We start from the raw sequence: 21,726 nt of genomic DNA, 5'->3' as shown, positions 1-21,726 counted from the left end.
GCTCCCGTGAACGGCGTCTAACGGATGTGTCGGAAAACAGGGAGCTTCCTGACGGAAGAAAACTAGCTCTCCCCGAAGCGAGTAGCCACTCAAGGGGAAATTATACGGTAATCGTCCTCGCAGTTCGTACCGGGATCATGGTTTCACCAGGGGAGCTTCGACTGATCGATACGTTACTCGAGGACGGCGCCTTCGAGCCCGACATCTCCGACGACGGCTCGGTGAGCTACTCGGCCGTCGCCGAACTGCTCGACGGGACCGACGACGACCCGGCCGCCGTACTCGAGCGGTTCGCCGCTCGAGGCGTGCTGGCCGACGAGTTCGTCTCGAAGGTGTACGTCTGTCCCGAGTGTGCGACCGAGGGGCTGCAGTACACCACCGTCTGTCCGGCCTGCGGGGATCCGCGGGCCGTCGAGGCGACCGTCCTCGAGCACGTCTGTGGCTACACCGGTCCCGAATCGGAGTTCGAGTCCGAGACCGGCTACCGCTGTCCGGAGTGCGAACAGGACCTCGAGTCCGTCGACATCGAGAAGCGACTCCAGTACAGCTGTCGGGAGTGTTCCGAGTCCTTCGACGTCCCGGAGGACCGGCTCCGGTGTCGGGAGTGTTCGTCGATGTTCCCCCCGCTCGAGACGATCGAACGGGTGCTCTATCGGTACACGCTCACCCCCGAAGGAGAACAGTGGCTCGATCGCCAGCAGGCGGCCCGACAGACGGCCGCGGAGGTGCTCGAGGAGCGCCGTTTCGAGACCGAGATCGACGCCACGGTCGACGACGAGACGTCCCGGCGGGTTCACGTCCTCGCCGAGGACCGGCTGATGGGCGACCGACGGATCGTGAGCATCCACGAGACGCCCGACACCGAAACCGTCGACGAGTTCCGCGCGTTCGCGGAGTCGATCGATGCGTACCCGGTCGTCGTGACGACCTCGGGAACCGTCGAGGCCGACGTCGCGAGGCGGGCGGAGACCTCGGAGCTGACGGTGCTGACGTTCGACGGGAGCGGCGAGGGGACGCTCGAACCGGAGTACGAGACGACCGAGAGCGTCGGCGCCCACCGTCCCGGACTGTTCGAACGGCTCACCGCCGCGCTCGATGTCCCCGGCCGAAACGGCCGCCAGTGAGGACGCTTTGGCTCGCACCCGCCGCGGAGCGGCGATAGCGTCGGCTGCGGGACGACCCACCGCCTGTCACTCCGCACGCTCGAGGCGCCGGCTCGAGCGAACAGGCGCTTTCCGTATCCGTCACTTCCCACCCTCTGTAGTACTGATAGATATCTTATGCTATGGTGGAAGCGACCACACCCCGTACACCGATTTTCAGATAGTCTGTGGACTGAAACGAACGGCACAGATTTATACTCGTGGCTCCCCAGAGTATCGACTAGTTGCTCGAGGGATGTCGGGAGAGAATCCCGGCCCGCTGCGCCAACAGCGGACCTCGTGTCCTCCGGGATCGCAGAGAACATGAACACGAATACGGGAGCCAGTAATAAACGTACCGCCGGTACCGACGCCGCTCGAGACGTCGCGCTGATCGACGAGCGGACGATTCGCCGGCTCAAGGACAGCGACACCGATCGGTCGGGGTGTCGGTTCGCCGCGGTCGCGCGCTCGCTCGAGGAGATTTCGGTGCCGAACACGCGGTTCGACCTCCCGGCGACCCGCATCGCCTACGTCGACGAGAGCGGCCGGTACGGGATCGAACGGGAGTTCTTCGGCCACCGCGAGGACTGGCAGGGGATTCCGCGAACGGTCGTCGTTCCGGCGGACAGCTACGACGTCGTCCGCGAGCTACCCCGTAGTCACCGCGACCGATACCGACCGATTCTCGATGCGTACGAGCGCGTCCTCGGGGAAGAGCGGTAGCTGCGGGAGATCGTGAACCGACAAGATCCATTCGACGCTTTTCGACGCCCTCGAAACGGCTACGCCAGCTTCTCTGCGAACCACTCCGCTGCCGCATCGGCGACGGCCTCGAGCGCCCCCGGCTCCTCGAAGAGGTGCGAGGCACCGTCGACGACTTCGAGCGATTTCTCACAGGACAGGCGCTCGGAGGCCGCCTCGTTCCACTCGAGAACCGGATGGTCGTCGCCGCCGACGAGAAACAGCGTCGCGGCCGCCACCCGCTCGAGGCTGTCCTCGGCCATCACGACCCGTTCGCCGCCCAGGATCTTGATTCTGGAGGGGGCGCCGATCGTCCGGCCCGTCGCGACGACGACGTTTCGCTCCGGCGAGCGCCCGAAACGGAACCGCTCACTCCTCGAGCGAATCGCCGAGTCGACCGCCGTACCTGCTTGCGACGTCGATCCGGAACTCGGCGAGCACGTCGCGACCGAGCAAGATCGGGTGGGGGTCTCCGGCCCGGTCTTCGACGATCGCGTCGACGGTTCGTTCGGTTCCGCCGACGCTGACGACCACGTCGACGACGGGCCGCCGACGGCGGTCGTCCCCGCCCGAATCGGTGGTTCCGACCTGGATCGGGCCGGCGCCGATCGCGGCCGCGAGCTGCAGATCGATCCGCGTCCGCGCGTTGATCGGCTCGGCCCGGCCCACGACCGACTTCGTGTCGGTCGTTCCGCTGACGACGACGCGCTCGGTGAGCCCGACGACCGGTGCGTCGCTGCCGATCGGTTCGACCTCGCTCGGAACACACGACGGGACCGAGTCGTCGAGCGTCGCCCGCAACCGCTCGAGCAGGTCGTCGTCGACCGAGCCGCCCGCGCGTTCGATCGCGACCGCCGCAATGACGGGGGCCGGACTCCGCCCCGTCGCCCGGAACAGTCCCCTGAACCCGGCCGTCGGGTTCACCTCGAGAACGCACCAGCTGTCATCGCCCTCGATGAGATCCACGCCCGCACAGTCCAGTCCGACTGCCGACGTCGCGGCCGTCGCGATCCGCGGGACGGCGCCGGGCAGCGCGTCGGTCGCATCCTCGACGGCCCCGCCGCGTGCGACGTTCGTTCGCCACTCGTCCTCGTCGGCGTAGCGATACATCGCGCCGACGACGCTCCCGTCGACCACGTACACGCGGAGATCCCGCGTTCCCTCGCGGTCAGCGTTGACGAGTTCCTGCAGGAACGCGCGGCGCGTGCCGACGGTTCCGGTGAGCAGGTCGTTCCGGTGGACCTTCCAGGCGCCGCCGCCGTGCGTGCCGACGATCGTCTTGTAGACGAACTCCTCGCCGAACACCGGGCTGATCCGTCCGACCGTCGTCGTCCCCATCCCCAGTGCCGTCTCCGGGATCGGCACGCCCGCCTCGACCATCGCCGCGGCGGCGGCGATCTTGTGGGAGGCGAGGGCGGCGGCGTCGGGATCGTTCACCATCGGTCGGAAGCGGGCGATCGCGTTCGCGATCCCGACGGCCTCGACGGGCTGGGTCGCCGTCGACAGCAGCAGGCGGTTGATCACCACGTCCACGTCGGGCTCGAGGACGAACTCGCCGTCCGTGAACCGAAGGAGGACGTTGTTCTCGCGGAGCCAGACGGGTTCGTGGCCGAGCTCCTCGACGGCGTTGCAGATCGCCTTCGACTCCTTGCTGTCGTGGAAGCTCAGGACGCCGACCCGGACCGAATGTTCGACCATGTGCGGTTCTACGGCGTACGCACCGGTAAAGCCGTAGCCCGAACGGCGACTCGAGCGAGTGTTCGCGCTCGAGCCGACGCTCGGCCGCCTCGTTCGCGTCGCTGTGAACGTCCCGTCTCCCTGTACGGAGTACTTTCTACGTCCGGAGCCTGTATGCCGGTATGCAAGGACTGCGCTGGCTCCAGATGAGCGCCGACGAGATGAGCGAGTTCCTCGGTCGAGGCGGGATCGGCGTCATCTCCTTCGCGGCGGGAACGGACGACGCCCCGGTCTCGATACCCGTCTCCTACGGGTACAACGCCGACGAGGGGACGTTCTACTACCGGCTCTCGGTTCCGGAGGGCGGCAGAAAGGAGGCGCTCGTCGACCAGGCGGTGTCGTTCGTCGTGCACCGAGAGACGGACGACGGCTGGCAAAGCGTCGTCGCCGGCGGCGACCTCGAGGAGATCACCGACGCCCCGTTCGAATCCGATGCACTCCACGGGATGTGGGCCATCGAGATCCCGATCGTCGACATCTTCGAGCGACCGCCCAAGGAGGTGCAGTTTCGGTTCTTCCGTCTCGAGCCCGAGACGATGACGGGACGAAAGGAGGTCCGGACCGACGACTGATACGGTTTACTGTAAGTCATTACCGGCGCAACCGCGACCCGTGCGGCGGTTGCGCCGGTAAATCGTTACAGCAATCCGTATGAGAGTCACACGCCGAAGTACGTCGGTCGTCGGATGCGTCGGTCGCCGAATCGAGTCGGCCGTCCTGCCGAGCGGAACGACTCCCTCCTGCGGCCGGGTACCGTCACTCGAGTCGGGCGTCGGTGATCCGCAGCCGACCCCACTCACCGTCCCACTCGCGCTCGAACTCGAGCACGATGGAGCGCGTCATATGCGGCCCGTCGGTGACGACAGTCTCGAACTCCCCGTCCTCGCCAAGGAGGTGAGTCCCGTGCTCGCGACGGAGCGCCTCCAGATCGGCCAGGGCTGCCCGATCCAGCCGTCGTCCGAGCCAGTCCTCGTCGAACCCGGGAGCGGACACCTCGACGATGAGGATCTCGAGGCCGCCGTCGATCATCTCCGTCGCGAGTTCGAGCGGCTCCGCTCGCCACAGCGGCGCGAGGAACTCGCAGTCGAGACCCTCACACATCGATCGCAAGCGGTCGGCCTGGAACTCGCTTTCGACGACGCCGGCGACGACTCCCTCGAGCCCGCCGTCGAACTCGTCGTCGAGGCGCTCGAGTGCGACCTCCAGCGGCTCGAGTGCGCCCTCCCTGACTCCCCCTCCCTCCGCCGCCGATCGCCCGGCCGGTCGCAGGTCGGGCGGTTCGATATCGGCCGAGGGGAGCCCCGCGTCGACCGTCGGGATACCGATACTCTCAGCAGCCAGCCGTGCGACCGACGTCGCCGGAGCGTGGTACGCGTGACTCCCCTCCGGGGGGCGAACGACGACGAGCCGGCGAACGTCGCGGCCCGCCTCCAGCGCCCGGTGTAGCGCCCACGAGGAATCCTTGCCGCCGGAAAACAGCGCGACCCAGCCGCCGTCCGATGGGACCATACGGGTTCCTTCGTCGCCGCCGAACAAATACGCGATGAGCGCGACCGCTCGCGGCGGCAGGACTATCACGGAATCGGTCGTGGGGTCGGCCATGCAGCTCGACGTTCGAACGAACGAGCGGGTCGATACCGTCGACGTCACCGCCGACGTCGCCGACGCGATCCCAGCGGCGCTCGAGGACGGGCTCTGCACTGCGTACGTGCCGCACACGACGGCTGGCGTGATCGTCAACGAACGCGAGGACCGGCTTCTCTCGGACCTCGAGGACGCGCTCGAGCGCCTCGTCCGCGCGGCTCAGTACGGCGGGCGCTGCGCTCGGACGACCTCCGCGAGTTCCCCGTGTTCGTCGGCGAGCAGTTCGTTCAGGTCGTCGACGGTGATGATTCCGTTTAGCTCGCCGTTCGCGTCCGTCACGGGGAGCCGGCGGACGCCGCGTTCGCTCATCAGCTCCGTGGCCCGGTAGAACCCGGCGGCGTGATCGATCGTCTGCAGGTCGTCCGACATCACGTCCTCCGCGCTGAGGTCGCCGGGATCGGCCCGTTCGGCGAGGGCGTGGATCGTCAGATCGCGGTCCGTGACGATCCCGACGGGTTCGTCGCCGTCGACGATAACGACGCTTCCGACATCTTCGTCGCGCATCGTCGCCGCGAGTTCGTGAATCGGTTCGTCAGTCGTGGCCGTGACGACGTCGCTTCGTGCGAGGTTCTCGACTGGCATCGTTCCACCGCTCGTCGCTTCCAGAACGAGCCACATAGTTGCTTGAGGGTGTGTTCGTGACTCTGTGTTCTCCCTGACTTTCCCCGTCCGACGAGGACGGTGTTGCGAGCAGGGCCGCCTTCCGCGTCGATCCGACAGTATCGCGTACTGCGGCTCGAACCGCCGTCGGCCCGTGTCGTGAAAGCTTCATCCGTCCGCTCGAGGAGAGGGAAGCTATGAACGCGGAGCGACTCAAACGACTCCTCGAGTTCTTCGTCATCGGTATCGTCTTCGGCGTTACCCGATCGATGGTGAATTACGCAGGTACGTATGTAACCACTGTCGGTAATTTCACGGCGACGGGACCGTAGCTGCGGGTAATCGGACGAATGGCCGAACGCCCGCACTCGAACGCCGAAGTGCGTTCCCGACTACCGCTCACCTCGAGAACGGCCCGCTATCGATGTTACCACGCCGTGGGAACTCCTGAGGGGTACTTTACGTTCCTCGTACCATGCTAGAGCCAACTGATCATGAGCGAGTGTCCGATCCTCGACGAGAACGGGATCGTATACCGGACCTGCGAGACGGACGACGTCCTTCGCGCCCTCGCCAGCACACGTCGTCGGGAGATCGTCTCGGTGCTGGAAGCGTTCGACGAGAACTGGATCACGGTCGACGAACTGGCCCGGGCCGTCTCCGCAGCGGGCGACGAAACGGGCGACGACGAGTGGATCGGGGAACTGCACCACGTCCACCTGCCGATGCTCCGAGACGTCGGTCTCGTCGACTACGACCGGCACGGGGAGACAGTTCGGTACTACCGCTGTGACCTCGTCTCGAGCGTTCTCGAGGCGGTCGATGCGGAGGTCCCGTCGACTCGGTAGCGACCGACGTCCCGCCGGCGGTCGGATACGTGTACTCCGTAGTCGATCCTCATCGGACGAGGACCGTAGGTGGGTTTTTCGTTGCCAGTCCGCGACTAGTCGTACATGTCAGTCGACGAACTACGGGAGTACGGGCTGGTGGAGATGAACGACAGCGAGGTTCGAAACTTCCTCTCGACCCAGAAGACGGGCGTTCTCGGGCTCCCCGACGAGGGAGCACCCTACCTCATCCCGCTGTCGTTCGGCTACGACGGCGACTCCCGGCTGTACTTCACGTACCTCCTCGGCTCGAGCAGCCGGAAGGAGGCGCTAACCGAGCGAGCCGAGGGCGCGAGCTTTCTCGCGTTCTCGGTCGACACGGCGTACAACTGGGAGAGCGTCCTCCTGTCGGGGCGGATCTCCGCCGTCTCGGAGTCGTCGTGGGACGAACTCGAGGAGGTGCTGGCCGACGTGTGGCGGCCGAGCCTCCTCGAGTCGGCGTCGCACTCCGGTGAGGTGGCCGTCTACGAGTTCCGGATCGAGGAGCAGACGGGAATCAAACACCAGGGGCTTCCGCCCGCCTTCGAGCAGGCGGACGAGTAGCGATCGACGTTCGGGCTTCCGGCCCGATGCGGTACTCGCCCGACGAACGTCGACGGCCGCCGAAGGCGGGACGAGTCGAACCTGTCAGCGCTCTCGGTGTTATCTATTTGGACCCCTTCGGTGTGGAGTCCGGCGCCAATGTACGACACGATTCTCGTCCCGACCGACGGAAGCGAGCCGGCCGATCGGGCGGTAGACCACGCGCTGACGCTCGCGGATCGATACGGCGCGGACATCCACGCCCTGTACTGCGTCGAGACCCACCGCTACGGCGAACCCGCGCTGAGCAGCACCGAACTCGTCCTCGACGACCTCGAGGACCGCGGCGCCGCGATGCTCGAGGCGGTCGGGGATCGGGCGGCGGACGCCGGTATCGAGTGTCGGCCGACCGTCTGTCACGGCCGCCCCTGGGAGGAAGTTCGCGAGAAGGCGGCGGAACTCGACGCCGACCTGATCGTGATCGGCTACCAGGGGCAGAGTCACACGCGAACGGACCGAATTGGGAGCGTCGCCGAGCGGATCGTTCGGACCGCCGATCGGCCGGTACTGACGGTTTGACCCCGTCCAGTCTCCGAGCGGACGGCGAACTGCACCGGGCGCGGCTCGCTCGCCCCCGCAACTGATACCCACGCGGTCGTCGTACCAAGACCGACGAGATGCACGCTCCATCGCTCCCGGATCGGTCGATCGAGGCGTACGCCACCGTCACCGACGGCGATCGCCTCGAGCGACTTCAGTCGCTCGCCGAGACGCTGGACGGCGTCAGGGTGCTCCACGTCAACTCGACGGCGACCGGGGGCGGCGTCGCGGAGCTCCTCCGGTCGATCGTCCCGGTGTGTGTCGACCTCGGCGTCGACACCGACTGGCTCGTCGTGGACGCCGACGACGAGTTCTTCGAGGTGACGAAGGCGATCCACAACGGGCTCCAGGGGAGCGGCGCCGAGCTAACCGAGGCGATGAAGGCGACGTACCGGGACGTAACCGAGCGAAACGCGACCGAGATCGAGGACGAGTACGACGTCGTCGTGCTCCACGACCCCCAGCCCCTCGGCACGATCGATCGCCTCGAGAACGCGATGCCGAACGCGACGTTCGTCTGGCGCTGCCACATCGATCTCACCGCTCCCGCCGCGGAGCACCTCGCGTTCGTCTCCGAGTACGCAAAGCGGGTCGACCGCGCGGTCTTCAGTCGGGCGGCGTACCGCGGCGAGATCGACGTCCCGTCGGCGAGCGTCGTCCACCCCTCGATCGATCCGCTCGCCGAGAAGAACCGGTCGCTCGACGAGGGAACGGTGGCCGCCGAACGCGACCGGCTCGATCCCCTCTCGTTCGACGCTCCGGTCGTCGCGCAGGTCTCCCGGTTCGACCCCTGGAAGGATCAGTTCGGGACGCTCGAGGCGTACCGTCGGGCCCGCGAGGCGGTGCCGGACCTCCAGCTGGCGCTCGCCGGCGGAATGGCCGGCGACGATCCGGAGGGGATGGAGCTGTACGAACGGGTCGCCAGGGAAGCGGTCGGCGACCCGAACGTCCACGTGCTGACCGACCTTCCGGACGCGACGGTGAACGTCCTGCAGCGGGAGTCCGATGTCGTCGTCCAGAAGTCGCTCCGCGAGGGGTTCGGCCTCGTGGTCTCGGAGGCGCTCTGGAAACGCACGCCCGTCGTCGGCTCGGACGTCGGCGGCATCCCGCTACAGGTCGAGGACGGCGAGAACGGCTACCTCGTCGCACCGAACGACGTTTCGGGCGCCTCCGACGGCGTGGTCGCGCTCATCGAGGACGAGCGCCTGCGGACGACCTTCGGTGCGAACGGCCGGGAGCACGTTCGCGAGCGGTTCCTGCTTCCCCGACAGCTCGCGGACCTCCTCGAGGTCTTCGTCGAGGCGCTCGAACTCGACGGTTGACCGCTTCGAGCCGAGTCGCCGTCGATCGGACGGCGCACAGGGAGTCTCGCGTCGCCGGGACGGAGCCGCGCGACGACCGACACGACCCTACACAGTTATTCGACGAGACGGTGAAGCACGGTACCGAATGAGCCGACCTATCGATTCGATACTGATCCCGACCGACGGCAGCGAGGGGGCACTCGTCGGCGCGAAGTGGGGGATCGCGCTCGCCTCCCGAACCGGGGCGGACGTCCACGTCCTCTCGGTCGTCGAAGCCCGGGACGATCCGATGGCGTTCGACGACGAGACGCTCCCGCGGCTCGAGGCGAGCGCAGCGGACGCGGTCGAGGCGGTCGTCGAACTGGCGCGGGAGGCCAACGAGGAACTCGACGTCACGACGACGGTCGGGCGGGGCACGCCGTTCCAGTCGATCAGGGAGTACGCCACCCGACGGGAAATCGACGTCGTCGCCCTGGGAACGAAGGGACGAACGGGTCTCGACAGGTTCCTCCTCGGCAGCGTCACCGAGAACGTCCTCCGGACGGCTCGAACGCCCGTGCTCGCGGTCCCGCCGGCCGCCGACGTGGCCGCGGTCGACGACGTCGCGTTCGACCGGCTCCTGTTGCCGACGGACGGGAGCGACGGGGCGGCGATCGCAGCGGACTGGGGAATCGCGCTGGCGGCTCGGCTGGACGCGATGGTCCACGCGCTGTACTCGACCGATACGAGTCCGTTCTCCGGAGCCCGGGAGCCGGGTGACCTCCTCGAGGCGCTCGAGCGACGAGGGAAGGAGGCGGTCGAAGCGGTCCGGGAGCGTGCCGGGGACGCCGGGGTCGACGTCTCCGGCTCTATCGCAACCGGCTCGGCGGCGGACGTGATCATCACGTACGCGGCCGACCACGGCGTCGACCTGATCGTCATGGGTACCCACGGACGGACCGGAATCGGGCAGTGGTTTCTGGGAAGCGTCACCGAGAACGTCGTTCGGGGGGCCGACGAGCCGGTGTTCTGCGTCCCGGTCAGTGCCCCGTCGCCCTAACGTCGCTCCCGTCGACGAGCGAGTTCGCGCCCCCTTCACCGGTGAGGGGGCTCCCTCATCGGTGTCGGTCGTCGGAATCCGAGCGATCGAGCGATCAGTACCGCCCGAAGTACCGATCCTGCACCTTGACGAAGATCGCCATCAGCAGCGCGAAGACGGCCGCTGCGACCGCGATCTGGGCCCAGTGAACGAGCGCGAGCGGTTCGACGTCGAACAGGAGCTGTCCGGTCGGCGTGTAGAGCACGAGCAGCTGCAGCGCCATCGCGACGCCGACGGCGGCCACGAGCCACCGGTTCGAGCCGATTCCGAGACCGTACCGGAACCGGATCGCCTGGATGCGAACGATCTCGAAGACGACGAAGCCGGTGAACACCATCGTCTGGGCGAGTTCGCGACCGACGTCGTAGCCGGGGCTCCAGCCCAGCAGCGTCCCGGTAACGTCGTACCCCGGGATCAGCTCGCCGTAGAAGTTCAGCGTGAACAGCGGGAGCAGACAGACCGTCATGAAGAGCGCGATGCCGACGATCGAGGTCACGATCCGGTCCGTGATGACGCCCTCGTCCGGCGGTCGCGGCTCCCGCTCCATGATGTCGTCGGCCGCCGGATCGACGCCCATCGTCAGTGCGGGAATGCCGTCGGTGACGACGTTGATCCAGAGCACCTGGATCGGGGTGATGACGAGCCCGAGCCCCGCCAGCGTTCCCGTGAAGATCATCGTCACCTCGCCGCCGTTGCCGGAGAGCAGGTAGTTGACGAACTTGCGGACGTTGTCGAAGATGCGTCGCCCGCCCCGTACCGCGTCGCGGATCGTCGCGAAGTTGTCGTCCAGCAGGACGATGTCCGAGGCCTGTTCGGTCACGTCGGTCCCGCGGATCCCCATGGCGACGCCGACGTCGGCGTTCTTGACCGCGGGCGCGTCGTTGACGCCGTCGCCGGTCATCGCCACCGTGTGTCCCTTCGCCTGCAGCGTCTGGAGAATTCGGGTCTTGTGGTCGGGGGACGTGCGCGCGAAGATGTCGACGTCCTCGACGACCGCGGCGAGCTCCTCGTCGCTCATCCCCTCGAGTTCGGGCCCCGTGATCACCCGCGCGGATCGCAGCCCGACCTCCTCGCCGACCGCCCGCGCGGTGACGGCGTTGTCGCCGGTGATCATGACGACGTCGATGCCGGCGTCGAGACAGCCCGCGAGCGCGCCCGGCACTTCGGGACGGGGCGGGTCGAGCATCCCCTGCAGGCCCAGAAAGACCATCTCCCGCTCGAGGTCCTCGTCCGGATCCTCGGCCTGGGCGTCGGGGACCGCCGGTCGGTAGGCAAAGCCCATCACCCGCAACGCGTCCTCGCCGAACGATTCGATCTGTGCCTCGAGTTCCCGCCGGCGTTCGTCGGTCAGTTCGACGACCTCGCCGTCGACGAGTTCGCGGTTACAGCGCTCGAGGACGGTCTCGGGTGCGCCTTTCATGTAGGCGACCGTTCCGCCGTCGGGCGTTCCGTGAACCGTCGTCATCCGCTTTCGCGCGGAGGTGAAGTCGACTTCGCCGAGCCGGGGGTACGCCTCGTCGAGTTCGTCGTGGTCGAATCCGGCCTTCCGTGCGGCGACGAACAGCGCGATCTCGGTGGGATCGCCGAGGTAGGTTCGTTCTACGTCCCCGTCGCCGGAGCCGGCGGTCGCGTCAGCCTCGTCGTCGTCCCGTTCGCGGGTTCCGACGTCGACGTTGTTACACAGCATGCCACAGCGCAACACCTCGGCCACGCGGTCCTCGTCGACGGGATCGCCGTCCCGGCGGAACTCGCCGTCGGTGCCGTAGCCGGTCCCGGTCACCTCGTAGGTTTCGCGGTTGGCGACGATCCGCTGGACGGTCATCTCCTCCTCGGTGAGGGTTCCGGTCTTGTCCGTACAGATCACGTCGACCGAGCCGAGCGCCTCGACGATCGGGAGTCGGCGAACGAGGGCGTTCTGCTCGGCCATCCGCCGGGCCCCGAGCGCCAGCGAGAGGGTGACGACCGCGGGCAGCCCCTCCGGCACCGCTGAAACCGCGATCCCGACCGCCGTCAGGAACACCTGTAGCGGCGCCGTGTCGCCGACGACGAGTTCGGTGATCGCGATGATCGAGACGATTCCGACGACGCCGGCCGCGATGAGCTTGCCGAGTCGATCCATCTCGGCCTGGAACGGCGTGTCGCGATCCTCGGCCTCCTCGAGCGCGGTCGCGATCTGCCCGATCTCGGATTTAGGACCGGTCTCGACGACGACGGCGGTCCCGGAGCCCCGCTGGACGACGGTATCCTTGTAGAGGAGGTTCTCGCGCTCGGCCAGCGAGGTGTTCGGGGCGACCTCGCCGACCGCTTTCGAGACGCCGACGCTCTCCCCCGTCAGCGCCCCCTCGTCGACGCGCAGGTTGGACTCCTCGACGAGCCGGGCGTCCGCGGGGACGATGTCGCCCGACTCGACGAAGATCACGTCGCCGGGGACGAGCGTCGTCGCATCGATCTCCCGCTTCTCGCCGCCGCGTCTGACCAGCGCGTACGTCGTCGACAGCTCCTCGAGCGCCCGGATGCTCTGCTCGGCCCGGTAATCCTGGATGAAGCCGAAGAACGTGATGAAGACGACGATGCCCGCGATGACGCCGGCGTCGATCAGGTGGCCGACGCCGGCCATCACGACCGCGGCGACGAGCAACACCCAGATCAGCGCCGAGGTGTACTGCTCGAGCAGGATCCGAAGCGGCGAGGTTTCGTCCCCCGCTTCGATCTCGTTCGGGCCCTCGCGCTCGAGGCGGGCCCGCGCCTCCTCGGGCGTCAACCCCCGCCCGTCCGTCTCGAGCGTCTCGTAGACGTCCTCGAGCGGGCGGGAGTGCCAGTCGAGATCCCGCTCGGATTCGGCTCGCTCGTATTGCGCTGAACGTGACACGCGTAGAGAGTCGCTGGCGACGGGTTAGTATTCGACCTCGATACTCACGAGGTGGGAAGACCGCCATCTCGAGGGCCGTCCGGAGGGCCTCGGAGTCAAGCCCCGAGGTATAGGGTCGTTTGAAACGGTCCCCCAACTCAGCTCGCGAACCGCCCGCCCAGGAGGTAGAGGTAGCCGACCGCACCGACGAGCGAGAACCCGATTCCGACGGTTCTGACGGCTCCGAGCTGGCCGCCGACACCGACTCCCTGAACCGCGACGCCGACGGCCAGCAGGCCGATCGTCGCCGCGACGCCCCGCTCGGTCGCACCGGGAACCTGCGCCCCGGTGACGGGGAAGAACTGGAAGACGTATCCGACGATCGTCAGCGGAAAGAACCCCCCGAGGACGAGCGTCCAGTGCAGCGTCGTCGCGGTCGCGATCCCCGCGTTCTCGCCGACGACGACCGTCAGCGCTGTTGCGACGGCGAGGACGCCGGCGAGCGCGCCACAGCCGATCCCGGAGAGTTCGAGGCGGGACCGATCCGTTTCGATCGCGACGAAACCCACGGCGAGGAGATAACAGGTCATCGCGAGGGCCGCGAACGCGGCACCGGGAAGAAACCACGGCTCTCCTCGGCGAAAGGTCCCGAGCAGCGCGGGCGCGAACGCTCCGAACAGCAGGGTCGGGTAGACGAGCGACCGCGGCGGGGTGACGTGATAAAAGCCGACCAGCAGCCGCGCGCCGAGCGCGTAGACGAGCAACGCGCCGAACCCGATGGCGTAGTAGTGGCTCACTTGGGCCAGGGTCGGCGTCCAGCCGCCGAGGACGGGGGTCGCCGCGAGCAGCCCGACGGTTCCGACGAGCAGGTAGCCCAGCGCGACGGGGATCACGACCGTCCCGAGCTTGCTCGAACGCTGGGACCGGTCGCCGAGCCGGAGGACGCCGGTGGGATCCGCCAGCACGACAGGGCCGACCGTCGCGAGCAGCGAGCCGACGAACGTCGCGACTCCGAGCGCCCAGAGCACCGCCCCGACGGTAAACAGCGTTCCGACTCCCTCGCGGATCCAGCCGCCGCCGAGCAGCGAGATCCCGAGGACGGCGAGGACGAAGTGAACGCCGGCGAGGCGCCGATCGACGAGCGTGCGTCCGGCGTAGGCCGGCAGGAGGAGATACCCCATCCCGAAGATCGTCGAACAGACGAACCCGTACAGGCCGAGCAACACGGCGAGTCGTCGGCCGCCGTCGACCAGGAGGGCGAGAAGGAATGCAACGAGTGCGAGCCCCCCGGCCAGGAGAAACCGCCGTGTCCAGCGTCGAAGCCCGGCAGCGCGTCGTTCCATCTCGTTACGGGTCGGTTTCCGGGACTCGATCAAGAAGCTTGTCCGGAACATCTCCGAGTTCCCGCGCGGCTGGAACGCGGGCGACGTTCTTGGGCGCTCCCGCCCAACCGTCGCGTATGACCAGCGCCCACGACCGCGCCGACGAGAACGCCGAACCCGTCTCCGACGACATCCACGAGAACTCCTGGTCGGCCAACCTCGAGCACCCCGAACACGCCGCCGATCGCGACCTGCTCGTCGAGGAGGCGATCGCGGCCGTCGAACGGACGGCGCCCGGCTACCACGTCAACGTCGTCACCCACGAGGCCCACGGCCATCCGGCCGACTACCTCTACGACGAACTCGAGGCGGCCTTCGATGACCTCGAGTACGAGCACGTCGACCAGTGTGGCTGTGGCGGTCACGTGGTCCGCGTATGGGTGTAGCCGGGACCGCGCGGGACCGCGGACGGCGGGGTCGACCCGCTGCGCCGATCACGATCTCGTTTTCGGGACGTTCTCGTTCGCGTCGACGCCGTGCCGACCTCGAGCGACCGGGTCCGAAAAAAAACGGATTCGCGGACGGTTAGCCCGTCGTGCGGTGCTCGCGCCGTGCGGCGAGGAGGTGTCTGACCGCGCCGACGGTAAAGGCCAGGGCGCCCAGAATCATCGGCGTGTCGCCGAGGGTTCGGGCCCACAGTAGCGTCTGGACGCGGTCCTGCTCGTAGAACTCGAGGCTCCGCGCGGCGGCGTAGCCGTCCTGGTAGGACGTCTGGAGCTGCAGGAAGCCAAGCGGTAGCAGCGACGCGAGGGTCATCACCGCCAGTCCGACGTTCGTCAGCCAGAACGCCCCGCGGAACCAGCCGGGCTCCCATGCCGCCTCGGGAGTGACGACCCGGAGGACGTAGGTGCCCAGTCCGAGCGCGAGCAGGCCGAACGCGCCGAAGGTGGCCGCGTGGCCGTGGGCGACGGTCAGGTAGGTGCCGTGCTCGTAGTAGTTGATCACCGGGAGGTTGATGAAAAAGCCCAGCACCCCGCCGCCGACAAAGTTCCAGACGCTCGAGCCGACGATAAACAGCAGCGGTAGCGTGTAGGGGAACGACTCGCCCTGGGCTTTCAGCGCGCTGTACTCGCCGAAGCTCTGGTAGAGGATAAAGAGGAGCGGAACGAACTCGAGCGTCGAGAACGTCGTCCCGATCGGCACCCAGATGTCGGGGAGGCCGACCCACCAGTAGTGGTGGGAGACGCCGACGATCCCCGCACCCATGATCGCGAACACCTCGAAGAGGATCGCCTTCTCGGCGTCGCCCTTCTCCAGGAGTTCCATCGAGACCAGCGCGACCGAGACGACGGCCGTGACGAAGAACTCGAAGACGCCCTCGACCCACATGTGGACGACCCACCACCGCCAGAACTCCGTGACGGCGATGTTGGTATCGGGGGTGTAGAGCATGCTCGCGGCGAACATCAGCGCGATCGAGCCGCCCGCGTAGGTCATGAAGTGGCCGAGCCCGGTCGGGGGTTCGTCCATCCGGCGGACGCTTCGTAACACGAGGCCCGTCCAGCCGACGAAGCCGACGAGCAACAGCACCTTCCAGATCCGGCCGACCTCGAGGTACTCCAGGCCCTCGGAGCCGAGCAACCACCAGAGTTCGCTCTCGTCGGGCGAGGCGAACGCGCCCTGCGAACTGAGCCAGACGCCCGCGAACGCGCCGACGGTCGTCGCGACGAGGACGCCGAGCAACCCAGTCGCGGCCGCGGCCTGCAGGGGCGGATCGCCGTCGGCGAACAGCCCGGGGAGGAAGAGCCCGCCCGCGAGCCACAGCGCCGTGATCCAGAGGATCGCGAGGTTGATGTGCCAGGTGCGACCGACCGAGAACGGCAGCAGGGAGACGATGTCGATCCCCAGCGCGTCGCCGATGCCGTAGAACCCGGTGCGCTCGACGTAGTAGTGGGCCAGCAGCGCGCCGACCAGCGTCTGGGCGACGAACAGCGCGCCGGCGACGGGAACGTACCACGCCGCGGCGTACTGGGTCGGCGTGATCGACACGTCGTCCGGCGAGGGGATGTCGACGACCTCGGTCGCCGGCTCGGCGAAGTCGAAGGCGTGGTAGGCCCAGGCGCCCGCGCCGCCGCCCGCGATGAGCAGGACGAGGCTGATCGTGCTCCAGACGAGCACCTGCCCGGTCGGTCGGTTCCCGGTTCCCGGGACGTACGGCCAGTCGTTCGTGTAGGAGTGATCGGAGCCGGGTCGGTCGGTGTGGGCCATCCACGCCGTCCAACAGGCGAAGTCGGCGATCCGCTCGGCCTCGTCGGCCGAGTTGACGAACTCCGCCGGGACGCCCCGGTCGGGGTCGCCCTCGTAGTAGCGCTCGACGTACTCCTCTCGGATGCGGCGGTGGGCGTAGGCCTCCGCGGCCGAGTAGCTCGCGAACGGCCCCTCGGGCGCGTCGGTGTCGAACTCCTGCTCGGCCTGCTCTATGACGCCCGCCCGCTCGTCGGGATCGAGCTCCTCGACGGCGTCGACGCCCCGCTCGTGAGCGTAGTACTCGCGGACGTACTCGGCTTTGAGCTCCAGGGCGTCCGCGGTCAGATCGACCCCGAAGTACGAGCCGTTGCCCAGAATCGAGCCGTGGTTCATCAGGCCGTTGGCCTGGAACGCCTTCTTCCCCAGCCGGATCTGATCGGCCGTGACGATCGCCTCCCCGTCGGGGTCGCGGATCTCCTCGGGGATCGGCGGCGCCTTCTCCCGGGAGAGCCACGCCCCGACGCTCATCGCGACGAGGTTTGCAATAAACAGCGCGATCAGCGCCTTCGACCCCGCCGACTCCGAGCGAAGCGACGCGAGGTCGATCCCGCCGGCGTCGGCGGTCGTCAGCGACCCCGAGAACAGCTCGAGGAGTCGCCATCCGAGGAGACCGTCGCCGAACCCGTCGCCGCTCGCTCCCACCGAGACCAACATCGGCAACAGCTGGGACAGCGCCTGCCCGTCTCCGAGGTCGTCCGACAGGAGCGTCGTCGCCGCCAGCGCCGCCGCGGTCGCCACCGAGGCGGAGCCCGCGGTCGCGTCCGGATCGGCGCCGGCAGCATCCGCCGCGAGGCTCGGCTGCGGCGGAGTCTGAGGCTCGGCGTCCACACCCCGTCGCTCGGCCGCTCGTTCCGGATCGGTCCGCGGCGCCTCGAGATCCGTCGGGAACGCCTCGAGCGCGCCCTCGAGCGCGCGGGCGACCTCGACGGCGTCCCGCTCCGTGACGTCCTCGAGGATGCGAGACGGCGACCGATCCGTCTCGAGATCCAGTGCCGTGCAGAACGTTCCGTAGGCGTCCTCGGACGCGTCGGCGACGGCAGCTGCGGGATCGGTCGGCTCCGTTTCCGAGTTCGACTCCGACGCGGACGGATCCGCGTCGGCGAGGCGCTCGAGCAGCTCCTCGGGCGTGAGGTCGGCCTCGGGCGCGACCCGATCGCGGATCGCCGCCAGCGTCTCGTCGTCGAGCCGCGTCGCGTCGAGTCGGTACCGACGCAGGAACGCCTCGAGCGCCCGATCGAGGGTCGCGTCGCGATCCGTCTCCGCCTGTTCGCGCAGCTCCTCGGCGGAGCGACCGACGATGCGGCTGCACGCCTCGTCGGCGACGCACTCGAGGACGCGGTCGCGAAACGGTTCGCCGGAGTCGGACCGGTTGCGGAGTTCGTCCGCACCCCGGTCGACTGCGGCGGCGGCCCGCTCGCCGGCGGCTCGACGGGCCCGCGCCGAGGCGGCGGCGACGGCCTCCGTTCCGTCCTCGAGGCGATCGGTCACCGACTCCAGTCGATCTATTCCCCTCGTGCCGGTCAGTAGCGCGTTCGCGAGTTCCATGTATTATGTGACCATCCGTCAGTGTCGTCGTGTTCGAGCCAGTTGTATATTTGTGCGGCTGTCATTCGCTGATCTCCGTCGAAAGCGACCCGCCAGGATCCGGATCCGGATCCGGATTCGCGCTCGGACGGATCGCTATCGGAGATTCGGGTCCGGCCGACGGATCGTGGATGTGCCCGGAATCAAACATTTCCTGAATCAGTAGCTCTCGAGCGCCCGTTCGGCTTTCGGGAACAGCACGTTGTTCTCCTTGTGGACGTGTCGGTGCATGTCCGCCTCGAGAAGCTGCAGACGATCGAGCGCGTTTCGGTAGCTCGTGCAGGCGTCCGACGGGACGGCGTACCCGTCGCTCAGCGTCCGGATCTCCTCGAGGTGGGCGGCTGCGGCGTCGTGTTCCTCCTCGAGGTGGTCGATCGCCTCGCGGATCCGGGCTTCCTCCGCGGCGGTCGGCGGCGCGCCGCCCTCGAGTTTCCGGAGTTCGGGGAAGACGGTCTCCTCCTCGTCGGCGATGTGGTGGGTGACCTCCTCCTGCAGATCGAGGAACGTCGCCTCGATCACCTCGAGTTCGGGGTGGGCGTCGCCGTGGACGCGGGCGACCTTCCGGACGACTCGCTCGAGGGAGGGGAGTTCAGCGCGCAGATACTCGTGGTGCGTTTCGACGACGTCGTCGACGAGTTCCGTGATCGACGCCTCCGCCGGGGCGAGTTCGTCGGTCGAATCCGCTGTCGTCAGCCGTTCGAGGACGGCCTCTACCTCGAGGTCGTTCTCCTCGCAGGCCCGGCGCAGCGAGGCGTCGCCGCCACAGCAGTAGTCGATGCCGAGCGATTCGAAGACGGCCGCGAACTCGGGATGGTCGCCGACGAGCCGTCCGAGCGAGGCGTCGAGGTCGATCGTTGTGGTCGTGGTCATAGTGATAGGATCCGTTCGTCCGCCTGTACGTGGAACGTCCGTCCGTCCGTCGAAGCCGTTTCTCCCGAATACGTTCGCCCGGGTTGCGACCGAATCGTCGGTTCCGAACCGTTCGGCGGTCGTTCGACCGATATTGCTCTTCGGCCGAATCCCAGCGACTGAGGCTAATCGACCCCTATTATGCCGATAGCCGACCTACTCTCGCGTATGACCGACCGCATCCTCCTTCCGTACGACGGCTCGGCACCGTCCGAGCAGGCACTCGAGTACGCCCTCGAGACGTTCCCGGACGCAGAGATCACCGCGCTGTACGTCGTTCCGGCCCCGCGGGGCTACTGGGGTGCCTTCGAGGACCCGGAGGCCAGAATTCCCGACGCCGACGAGGCCAAAGCACGCGGCCGCGACCTCCTCGAGGAGGCATCGGCGACGGCTGCGGACCGGGATCGAGAGATCGAGACCGAACTGGACATCGGCGAGCCCGATCACGTCATCGTCGGTCGCGTCACCGACGGCGAGTACGACTCGATCGTCATCGGGAGCCACGGCCGAGAGGGCGTCTCGCGGATCCTCCTCGGCAGCGTGGCCGAAAACGTCGTCCGTCGGTCGCCGACGCCGGTGGTCGTCGTTCGCTGACCGCGTCGGCACCGGACTCGAGTCCCGGACGCTGCAGGGGGACCCTCCAGCGTCCGGAACGAGGTCCCGCCGCAGGAACAGCCGCGACGCGATCCGATAGGGCAGATCTCTCCCTGCTCCGAGAGCCAGACGGCGACCGCCTTTCCACAGTTCTCACAGACCGCAGCCGTCTTCGATCGAGTATCCGTCGTCATTATCTGTCCCGATGGCATTGGCGATGTTGAGCCGACCGGGAAGGCTATCGTAGTGACGGGGGTGACGTTACGGTCGTAACAACAGCGCCCCCTTCGATTCGCGACCGAATCGCTCTCGCGTCGAGGCACCGTCTCGGTACGCCTCGGCGGAGCTACCGACGCAACGCCAGCCGGATCGGCCGCCCGAGCACGGGTACGTCCCGACCGTCGAAACCCGTCCTTCGGCCCGGATGAGGACGTGACGATCCGTCCGCCAGTAACTTACTCCGGAAGCTCGAACAGTATTCCTATGGAACCCGAATCGTTCTTCCACGTCGCGATCAAGGTCGAGGACCCGGAGCCCGCCGCGGAGTTCTACCGCGAGCATCTGGATGCGGAGGTCCTCGAACGTCGCCGAGCCGCGGAGTCCGACGATCAGTTCGCCGTCGACGCGGTCGTGCTCGGTATCGCCGACAAGCGCGTCTACCTGTTCGATCGGGCGCCCTACGAGGCCGCGGGGCTCGTCGAGGAGCAGCCGCTCGGCTTCCTCCACTTCGGCTACGTCGTCGAGGACGGCATCGAGGAGACGTTCGCGCGACTGGCCGACGACGGCGTCGAGATCGTCATGGAGCCCGCAGTGTACGGCGACAAGCGGATCGCCTTTTTCGTCGCTCCCGGCGATATTCGGATCGAACTCATCGAGTACCTCGAGGACGGCTCGAGCGCGTAGGCCGATCCCTTTTCCCGCGGCCGCGCGAACGCGACCGCATGGACGCCGACGATTTCGACCACGAGTCCCACATGCGCAACGCGCTCGAACTCGCAGACGAGGCCGCCGACCGCGGCGACCGACCGTTCGGCAGCGTCCTCGTCCGCGACGATGCGGTCGTCATGACCGAGTCGAACCGCGTGGTCACTGAAGACGACGTTCGCCGCCACCCCGAACTCCACCTCGCCTACCGAGGGTGCCGGAAGCTCGAGCCCGAGGAGCGAGCCGAGACCGTGATGTATACCAGCACGGAACCGTGTCCGATGTGTGCCGGCGGGATGATTCGTGCAGGGTTCGATCGGGTCGTCTACAGCGTCGGCGGCGACGAGATCGGCGAGTTTACCGGCCACGAGCCCCCGGTTCGTGCGGCGACGGTCCTCGAGGGCGTCACCGACGTCGTCGGGCCCGTGTTGAACGAGGAGGGGAAACGGATCCACGAGACCTTCGACTGGGGAGCGACGGGTGACTGACCGTCGACGGATACTGTCAGCTAAAAATATTTCAAAGAAGCGTACGTTATTCCGATATGGCCTCTCTCGACAACGTCTCTACCGAAGACCTCCGCCAAGTATAGTCAGGTGTTCGGAATGTGCATAAGCGAGCGATGTATGCTGATTAACTACCGCGGCAGCTAAGACGAAAAATTGGGGGATGTCTGTTCAACTCACTACTCGAAGACCTCCATCATTCATTCCTGCTATACTCTAGCCGAAAATAGAGCGGCTGAGCAGAGATATCTCTCATGAGTAGGCGTTCCGCCGCCGCGGGACGCCTACGTCACGGGTACCTCCTTGCGGACAATATTCAGAAACGTCCGCGCAGGCACGCGTGGTTTCAGCCGCTGGTCAATGTCAAGGCTGACCTGCACCAGCAGGTCAACGACCAGCCACATATCATAGAGGATGACCGCGAAGCCGAAGTAGAACACTCGAACGGCGGTGCTCCGAGAAGTCGTCCACGCG

General features: G+C 67.4%; 20 protein-coding genes and 2 pseudogenes. 13 read left to right on the top strand and 9 right to left on the bottom strand.

Annotated elements, in window-relative coordinates; translation table 11 throughout:
* The first annotated feature begins 137 nt into the window (after positions 1-137).
* Both ACNA7R_RS10635 and ACNA7R_RS10630 read left to right on the top strand, forming a co-directional pair.
* Entirely contained in the window at positions 138-1,124 is a 987-nt protein-coding gene (locus ACNA7R_RS10635; protein WP_416283541.1) for a hypothetical protein, read from the top strand.
* Positions 1,125-1,466: 342 nt separating this feature from the next.
* Positions 1,467-1,868, top strand: coding sequence for a hypothetical protein (locus ACNA7R_RS10630; RefSeq protein WP_416283540.1), 402 nt, complete (start codon positions 1,467-1,469; stop codon positions 1,866-1,868).
* A gap of 59 nt (positions 1,869-1,927) precedes the next feature.
* Here the strand turns inward: ACNA7R_RS10630 and ACNA7R_RS10625 are convergent, their stop codons facing one another.
* A complete protein-coding gene (locus ACNA7R_RS10625; RefSeq protein ID WP_416283539.1) occupies positions 1,928-2,149 on the bottom strand; it encodes a hypothetical protein in 222 nt (73 codons plus the stop codon).
* A 106-nt stretch (positions 2,150-2,255) separates the two neighbouring features.
* Positions 2,256-3,584 carry an ATP-grasp domain-containing protein gene (locus ACNA7R_RS10620; protein WP_416283538.1) on the bottom strand — a complete coding sequence of 443 codons (1,329 nt, stop codon included), beginning with the start codon at positions 3,582-3,584 and terminating at the stop codon, positions 2,256-2,258.
* 161 nt (positions 3,585-3,745) lie between these two features.
* Between ACNA7R_RS10620 and ACNA7R_RS10615 the strand changes: the two genes are divergently transcribed.
* Positions 3,746-4,195 carry a pyridoxamine 5'-phosphate oxidase family protein gene (locus tag ACNA7R_RS10615; RefSeq protein ID WP_416283537.1) on the top strand — a complete coding sequence of 150 codons (450 nt, stop codon included), beginning with the start codon at positions 3,746-3,748 and terminating at the stop codon, positions 4,193-4,195.
* A gap of 184 nt (positions 4,196-4,379) precedes the next feature.
* Here ACNA7R_RS10615 and ACNA7R_RS10610 read toward each other — a convergent pair whose 3' ends face one another.
* A complete protein-coding gene (locus tag ACNA7R_RS10610; protein ID WP_416283536.1) occupies positions 4,380-5,132 on the bottom strand; it encodes a diphthine--ammonia ligase in 753 nt (250 codons plus the stop codon).
* A 34-nt stretch (positions 5,133-5,166) separates the two neighbouring features.
* Here ACNA7R_RS10610 and ACNA7R_RS10605 point away from each other — a divergent pair.
* A pseudogene (locus tag ACNA7R_RS10605) lies at positions 5,167-5,382 on the top strand (YjbQ family protein); the annotation flags it as partial.
* 44 nt (positions 5,383-5,426) lie between these two features.
* On the opposite strand, the gene ACNA7R_RS10600 reads toward ACNA7R_RS10605, so the two are convergent.
* On the bottom strand, positions 5,427-5,849 hold the full coding sequence (locus ACNA7R_RS10600; protein WP_416283535.1) for a CBS domain-containing protein: 423 nt from the start codon (positions 5,847-5,849) through the stop codon (positions 5,427-5,429).
* 512 nt (positions 5,850-6,361) lie between these two features.
* On the opposite strand from ACNA7R_RS10600, the gene ACNA7R_RS10595 reads away from it, so the two are divergent.
* From ACNA7R_RS10595 to ACNA7R_RS10575, 5 genes are all read left to right on the top strand, one after another.
* Positions 6,362-6,715 carry an ArsR family transcriptional regulator gene (locus ACNA7R_RS10595; RefSeq protein WP_416283534.1) on the top strand — a complete coding sequence of 118 codons (354 nt, stop codon included), beginning with the start codon at positions 6,362-6,364 and terminating at the stop codon, positions 6,713-6,715.
* A 105-nt stretch (positions 6,716-6,820) separates the two neighbouring features.
* On the top strand, positions 6,821-7,297 hold the full coding sequence (locus ACNA7R_RS10590) for a pyridoxamine 5'-phosphate oxidase family protein (protein ID WP_416283533.1): 477 nt from the start codon (positions 6,821-6,823) through the stop codon (positions 7,295-7,297).
* 138 nt (positions 7,298-7,435) lie between these two features.
* Positions 7,436-7,855: a universal stress protein gene (locus tag ACNA7R_RS10585; protein WP_416283532.1), complete on the top strand. Its 420-nt coding sequence runs from the start codon at positions 7,436-7,438 to the stop codon at positions 7,853-7,855.
* Positions 7,856-7,953: 98 nt separating this feature from the next.
* Positions 7,954-9,198 (top strand): glycosyltransferase, encoded by a 1,245-nt coding sequence (locus tag ACNA7R_RS10580; protein WP_416283531.1) that lies wholly within the window; start codon positions 7,954-7,956, stop codon positions 9,196-9,198.
* 127 nt (positions 9,199-9,325) lie between these two features.
* Positions 9,326-10,219, top strand: coding sequence for a universal stress protein (locus ACNA7R_RS10575; RefSeq protein ID WP_416283530.1), 894 nt, complete (start codon positions 9,326-9,328; stop codon positions 10,217-10,219).
* Positions 10,220-10,313: 94 nt separating this feature from the next.
* Here the strand turns inward: ACNA7R_RS10575 and ACNA7R_RS10570 are convergent, their stop codons facing one another.
* Together ACNA7R_RS10570 and ACNA7R_RS10565 are read right to left on the bottom strand one after the other, a co-directional pair.
* The gene (locus tag ACNA7R_RS10570) at positions 10,314-13,127 is read right to left on the bottom strand and encodes a cation-translocating P-type ATPase (protein WP_416283529.1); all 2,814 of its coding nucleotides are present in this window, start codon (positions 13,125-13,127) and stop codon (positions 10,314-10,316) included.
* Positions 13,128-13,264: 137 nt separating this feature from the next.
* A complete protein-coding gene (locus ACNA7R_RS10565) occupies positions 13,265-14,449 on the bottom strand; it encodes a hypothetical protein (protein ID WP_416283528.1) in 1,185 nt (394 codons plus the stop codon).
* Positions 14,450-14,565: 116 nt separating this feature from the next.
* On the opposite strand from ACNA7R_RS10565, the gene ACNA7R_RS10560 reads away from it, so the two are divergent.
* The gene (locus tag ACNA7R_RS10560) at positions 14,566-14,874 is read left to right on the top strand and encodes a CGCGG family rSAM-modified RiPP protein (RefSeq protein ID WP_416283527.1); all 309 of its coding nucleotides are present in this window, start codon (positions 14,566-14,568) and stop codon (positions 14,872-14,874) included.
* Between the two features lie 139 nt (positions 14,875-15,013).
* Here the strand turns inward: ACNA7R_RS10560 and ACNA7R_RS10555 are convergent, their stop codons facing one another.
* Both ACNA7R_RS10555 and ric read right to left on the bottom strand, forming a co-directional pair.
* Positions 15,014-18,280, bottom strand: a complete 3,267-nt coding sequence (locus ACNA7R_RS10555) for a cbb3-type cytochrome c oxidase subunit I (protein ID WP_416283526.1) — start codon at positions 18,278-18,280, stop codon at positions 15,014-15,016.
* A 198-nt stretch (positions 18,281-18,478) separates the two neighbouring features.
* Complete coding sequence (gene ric, locus ACNA7R_RS10550; RefSeq protein ID WP_416283525.1) at positions 18,479-19,189, bottom strand: iron-sulfur cluster repair di-iron protein; 711 nt, start codon at positions 19,187-19,189, stop codon at positions 18,479-18,481.
* 207 nt (positions 19,190-19,396) lie between these two features.
* Between ric and ACNA7R_RS10545 the strand changes: the two genes are divergently transcribed.
* The 3 genes from ACNA7R_RS10545 (at position 19,397) to ACNA7R_RS10535 (ending at position 21,234) form a co-directional block, all read left to right on the top strand.
* Positions 19,397-19,822 (top strand): universal stress protein, encoded by a 426-nt coding sequence (locus tag ACNA7R_RS10545; protein WP_416283524.1) that lies wholly within the window; start codon positions 19,397-19,399, stop codon positions 19,820-19,822.
* A gap of 483 nt (positions 19,823-20,305) precedes the next feature.
* The gene (locus ACNA7R_RS10540; protein WP_416283523.1) at positions 20,306-20,725 is read left to right on the top strand and encodes a VOC family protein; all 420 of its coding nucleotides are present in this window, start codon (positions 20,306-20,308) and stop codon (positions 20,723-20,725) included.
* Between the two features lie 38 nt (positions 20,726-20,763).
* The gene (locus ACNA7R_RS10535; RefSeq protein ID WP_416283522.1) at positions 20,764-21,234 is read left to right on the top strand and encodes a nucleoside deaminase; all 471 of its coding nucleotides are present in this window, start codon (positions 20,764-20,766) and stop codon (positions 21,232-21,234) included.
* Between the two features lie 302 nt (positions 21,235-21,536).
* Here ACNA7R_RS10535 and ACNA7R_RS10530 read toward each other — a convergent pair.
* Positions 21,537-21,726, bottom strand: a pseudogene (locus ACNA7R_RS10530) (ISNCY family transposase); the annotation flags it as partial.

This window comes from Natronococcus sp., assembly GCF_047921035.1.
Classification (GTDB): Archaea; Halobacteriota; Halobacteria; order Halobacteriales; family Natrialbaceae; genus Natronococcus.
The sequence above is the reverse complement of the archived record's forward strand: the minus strand, read 5'-3'. Positions and strand labels throughout refer to the sequence as shown.

What these genes read in the sequence shown, in the direction of transcription:
- ACNA7R_RS10630 (WP_416283540.1), top strand. Translation starts at nt 1,467, where the DNA reads ATGAACACGAATACGGGAGCCAGTAATAAACGTACCGCCGGTACCGAC.
- ACNA7R_RS10540 (WP_416283523.1), top strand. Translation starts at nt 20,306, where the DNA reads ATGGAACCCGAATCGTTCTTCCACGTCGCGATCAAGGTCGAGGACCCG.
- ACNA7R_RS10595 (WP_416283534.1), top strand. Translation starts at nt 6,362, where the DNA reads ATGAGCGAGTGTCCGATCCTCGACGAGAACGGGATCGTATACCGGACC.
- ACNA7R_RS10610 (WP_416283536.1), bottom strand. Translation starts at nt 5,132, where the DNA reads ATGGTCCCATCGGACGGCGGCTGGGTCGCGCTGTTTTCCGGCGGCAAG.
- ACNA7R_RS10575 (WP_416283530.1), top strand. Translation starts at nt 9,326, where the DNA reads ATGAGCCGACCTATCGATTCGATACTGATCCCGACCGACGGCAGCGAG.
- ACNA7R_RS10535 (WP_416283522.1), top strand. Translation starts at nt 20,764, where the DNA reads ATGGACGCCGACGATTTCGACCACGAGTCCCACATGCGCAACGCGCTC.
- ACNA7R_RS10565 (WP_416283528.1), bottom strand. Translation starts at nt 14,449, where the DNA reads ATGGAACGACGCGCTGCCGGGCTTCGACGCTGGACACGGCGGTTTCTC.
- ACNA7R_RS10560 (WP_416283527.1), top strand. Translation starts at nt 14,566, where the DNA reads ATGACCAGCGCCCACGACCGCGCCGACGAGAACGCCGAACCCGTCTCC.
- ACNA7R_RS10625 (WP_416283539.1), bottom strand. Translation starts at nt 2,149, where the DNA reads ATGGCCGAGGACAGCCTCGAGCGGGTGGCGGCCGCGACGCTGTTTCTC.
- ACNA7R_RS10590 (WP_416283533.1), top strand. Translation starts at nt 6,821, where the DNA reads ATGTCAGTCGACGAACTACGGGAGTACGGGCTGGTGGAGATGAACGAC.
- ACNA7R_RS10585 (WP_416283532.1), top strand. Translation starts at nt 7,436, where the DNA reads ATGTACGACACGATTCTCGTCCCGACCGACGGAAGCGAGCCGGCCGAT.
- ACNA7R_RS10555 (WP_416283526.1), bottom strand. Translation starts at nt 18,280, where the DNA reads ATGGAACTCGCGAACGCGCTACTGACCGGCACGAGGGGAATAGATCGA.
- ric (WP_416283525.1), bottom strand. Translation starts at nt 19,189, where the DNA reads ATGACCACGACCACAACGATCGACCTCGACGCCTCGCTCGGACGGCTC.
- ACNA7R_RS10620 (WP_416283538.1), bottom strand. Translation starts at nt 3,584, where the DNA reads ATGGTCGAACATTCGGTCCGGGTCGGCGTCCTGAGCTTCCACGACAGC.
- ACNA7R_RS10580 (WP_416283531.1), top strand. Translation starts at nt 7,954, where the DNA reads ATGCACGCTCCATCGCTCCCGGATCGGTCGATCGAGGCGTACGCCACC.
- ACNA7R_RS10615 (WP_416283537.1), top strand. Translation starts at nt 3,746, where the DNA reads ATGCAAGGACTGCGCTGGCTCCAGATGAGCGCCGACGAGATGAGCGAG.
- ACNA7R_RS10545 (WP_416283524.1), top strand. Translation starts at nt 19,397, where the DNA reads ATGACCGACCGCATCCTCCTTCCGTACGACGGCTCGGCACCGTCCGAG.
- ACNA7R_RS10600 (WP_416283535.1), bottom strand. Translation starts at nt 5,849, where the DNA reads ATGCCAGTCGAGAACCTCGCACGAAGCGACGTCGTCACGGCCACGACT.
- ACNA7R_RS10635 (WP_416283541.1), top strand. Translation starts at nt 138, where the DNA reads ATGGTTTCACCAGGGGAGCTTCGACTGATCGATACGTTACTCGAGGAC.